At 66.5% G+C, this 2,953-nt stretch carries 2 protein-coding genes and 1 pseudogene; all 3 read left to right on the top strand.

Going from position 1 to position 2,953, the window contains the following annotated elements:
* Positions 1-968: 968 nt before the first annotated feature.
* Positions 969-1,466, top strand: a complete 498-nt coding sequence (locus I55_RS20580; protein WP_044562461.1) for a division/cell wall cluster transcriptional repressor MraZ — start codon at positions 969-971, stop codon at positions 1,464-1,466.
* Positions 1,463-2,449 carry a 16S rRNA (cytosine(1402)-N(4))-methyltransferase RsmH gene (gene rsmH, locus I55_RS20575; RefSeq protein WP_044562460.1) on the top strand — a complete coding sequence of 329 codons (987 nt, stop codon included), beginning with the start codon at positions 1,463-1,465 and terminating at the stop codon, positions 2,447-2,449. Before I55_RS20580 ends, rsmH begins: the two co-directional genes overlap by 4 nt.
* Positions 2,446-2,953, top strand: a pseudogene (locus I55_RS33330) (hypothetical protein); the annotation flags it as partial. The gene rsmH and the pseudogene I55_RS33330, both read left to right, overlap by 4 nt.

Genomic DNA, 2,953 nt, shown 5'->3' with positions numbered 1-2,953 from the left:
AGATAGCCCATTATCAGGGCGATGACCGCCATCAGGACCATCAGGAGGATCAGAAAGGCGAAGCATTTCTTTCCCGCGCAGATGCGGCCCGGCGACCGCCGCCCCCCCATTTNGCGCATTTGTCATAGGAATGGCATCCATCTTTCCGGCCCCATCCCGCGGCGGAACCCGTCTTTCGCCAATTGATGGGCCAGGACTGCTTAATTTTATATTTCCCCCACCATCAACCGCGCGGCCGTTCACTGGTGCAATGGAATAGGTTCCCTTCGCGCAGCGAACCAACTCCGCCCGCGACGGGCCGCCCCCCCCTGCAGGCCCGTCGCGCCCCGTCCGCTGGTGGCCGGGTGGGTCACGGGAGGAAATGGGTTGGCATGGGAAAATCCGCCCCAAACGCCGTGACTCCACCCCAGCGTGGAATTTCGTGGGCGTTCCGGCTGGTTCCAGGTGTCGCTTGGGATTTTATGGGATGAAACCCGGAACAACGCAGTGGCGCCTACATATGGCGGCCTATGACCTTTTCCTCACCATATTTGGTGGGATTCCTCAAACCGACGAGTACTTGGGCGTAAGTCTGCCCCCAGAATAACCAAGGTGGCTTACCCAAAAGATTTGGCGACCTTTTAACTATCGGTTGTCGCCCCCCACCCCTTATCCACAGGATAGGTATACCCTGCCCAAAGGCTATTGGATTCGTCGGGAATCCACGAATATATGGCTGTCGCACCTACCCATTCGATTTAGAGAGGGGCGAAAGAATTACGGTTGTCCACAACTGTGGAAAAACGTTTTGTGGACAAGCATTGAGACGTCGTCCCATTGACGCCCATCCCATCCCATGATACCCCATAAGCACCCAAAAACAGGGCGCTCTCGGCATATCCGGTCTTATCCGGATGGAGAGGGCATTCTGGCCTGGGGCGGGTGCCGGATCGGATTGGGGCGCGGAGGCGCTGGGGACGCGGGGATCGATGGGCTTGTTCCTGTCCACACATGTTAACAAGGTCGACAAGAAGGGTCGGGTTTCAGTCCCGTCTTCCTTCCGCGGCGTCCTTGGTGGACAGACGGAGCTGATCGTTTTCCGGTCGCTGCAGGCCAATGCCATCGACGCCTGTGCCGTCGACTACATGGACCGCCTGTCCGAGGCGCTGGACAACCCCAACAAGCCCGATGACATGCGCGACCTGATCGAGACCACGGTGTTTGGTGGCTCCGTTCGCCTGGCCATCGATCCGGAGGGCCGCATCGTCCTGCCGGAACACTTCATGGCCTTCGCCGGCATCACCGAGGGTGCCGCCTTCGTCGGCCGCCGCCACACCTTCCAGATTTGGGATCCCGACGCGTTGAGCGTCCATGAAGCCGCCAGCCGCGACCGCAGCCGCGCCCAGAACATCTCGCTGTCCACCATCCTGGCCCGCACCAATTCCGTGCTGGCGGGCGGCGGGTCCAGTGGCGGAGGCGTGCAATGAGCGGCGCCGTTGAGCAGACTGGCGAGACCCGGATCCACATCCCCGTCCTGCTGGCCGAGGTGCTGGACGCCCTGGCCGTGCGCGCCGGCGGCGTCTACGTCGACGGCACCTTCGGCGCCGGCGGCTACACCCGCGCCATCTTGGAGGCTGCGGACTGCCAGGTAGTGGGCATCGACCGCGACCCCGCCGCCATCCAGCGGGCGGCGCCGCTGCTGGCCCGCTTTTCCGGGCGCCTGCGCATCATCGAGGGCCGGTTCGGCGACATGGCCGACCTACTGGCCGCCCACGGCATCGGTCCGGTTGGAGGGCGTGGCGCTGACATCGGCGTCTCTCCCCCCAGATCGACGACCCCTTCGCGCGGCTTTTCCCTCCGCTTCGACGGCCCGCTGAACATGCGCATGAGCCAGAGCGGCCCGTCGGCCGCCGACGTGGTCAACGACTATGACGAGACCGACATCGCCAACATCCTCTACCGCCTGGGGGAGGAGCGGCTGTCCCGCCGCGTGGCCCGCGCCATAGTCGCCGCCCGCGCCACCGCCCGAATCGAGACCACGGCGCAACTGGCCGACATCATCCGCAGTGTCGTTCCCCGGTCCAAGAAAGACGGCATCGACCCCGCCACCCGCAGCTTCCAGGCCCTGCGCCTGCACGTGAATGACGAGCTGGGGGAACTGGACCGGGGTCTGGCCGGCGCCGAAAAGGTGCTGGCGCCGGGCGGCCGCCTAGCCGTCGTCTCCTTCCATTCCCTGGAGGACCGGCGGGTGAAGGATTTCCTGCGCCAGCGCAGCGGGGCGGAGGGCGCGCCCTCGCGCCACATGCCCGCCGCCGTCGCCGGGCCGGCCCCCAGCCTCAAGCTTCTGGGGCGCAGCGGGGTCACCCCGGGCGAACCTGAACTTCGCCACAATCCACGCGCCCGATCTGCCCGGTTGCGCGCCGCCGAACGCACCAACGCCCCCGCTTGGCCCATGGGAGAAGCAGCATGATAGGCAAGTCCACGCTCGTCTGGCTGTGCCTCGCCACCGTCGCCAGCGGCATCCTGTACCACACCAGCTACCGCGTTCAGGAAGAGCAGGAGCATCTGGCCTCGCTCAACCGCCAGATCGCCCAGGAGCAGCAGTCCATCCAGGTGCTGCGCGCCGAATGGGCCTACCTGAACGACCCCACCCGACTGGAGCGGCTGGCGACCGAGCATTCCGACCTCCGCCCCACCAAGGCGGCGCAGATGGTGTCCATGGCGGCCATCCCGGCCAAGCCGGAGGCGCCGGCCGTCCCTGCGGCCCCGTCCCCTGCAGCCACGTCCCCGGCGGATCAGCCCGCGCCCAAGCCGGCACCGGCGCCTGAGGCCACCATGGTGGCCAGCGCGGCGCCAGCCGCCAAGCCGCGGGTCCAGGCCGCCCCCCCAAATGGTCGCGCTGAAGGCGCCGGACGTGCAGCCGGCGGCACCGGTGAAGGCCACGGCCGCCTCCGGCAAGCCCGCCGCCGCCGCG

Origin of the sequence: Azospirillum sp. B4, from assembly GCF_000333275.1 — a bacterium.
Classification (GTDB): domain Bacteria; phylum Pseudomonadota; class Alphaproteobacteria; order Azospirillales; family Azospirillaceae; genus Nitrospirillum.
This window is presented reverse-complemented; position numbering and strand designations above follow the sequence as displayed.

What these genes read in the sequence shown, in the direction of transcription:
- I55_RS20580 (WP_044562461.1), top strand. Translation starts at nt 969, where the DNA reads ATGGGCTTGTTCCTGTCCACACATGTTAACAAGGTCGACAAGAAGGGT.
- rsmH (WP_044562460.1), top strand. Translation starts at nt 1,463, where the DNA reads ATGAGCGGCGCCGTTGAGCAGACTGGCGAGACCCGGATCCACATCCCC.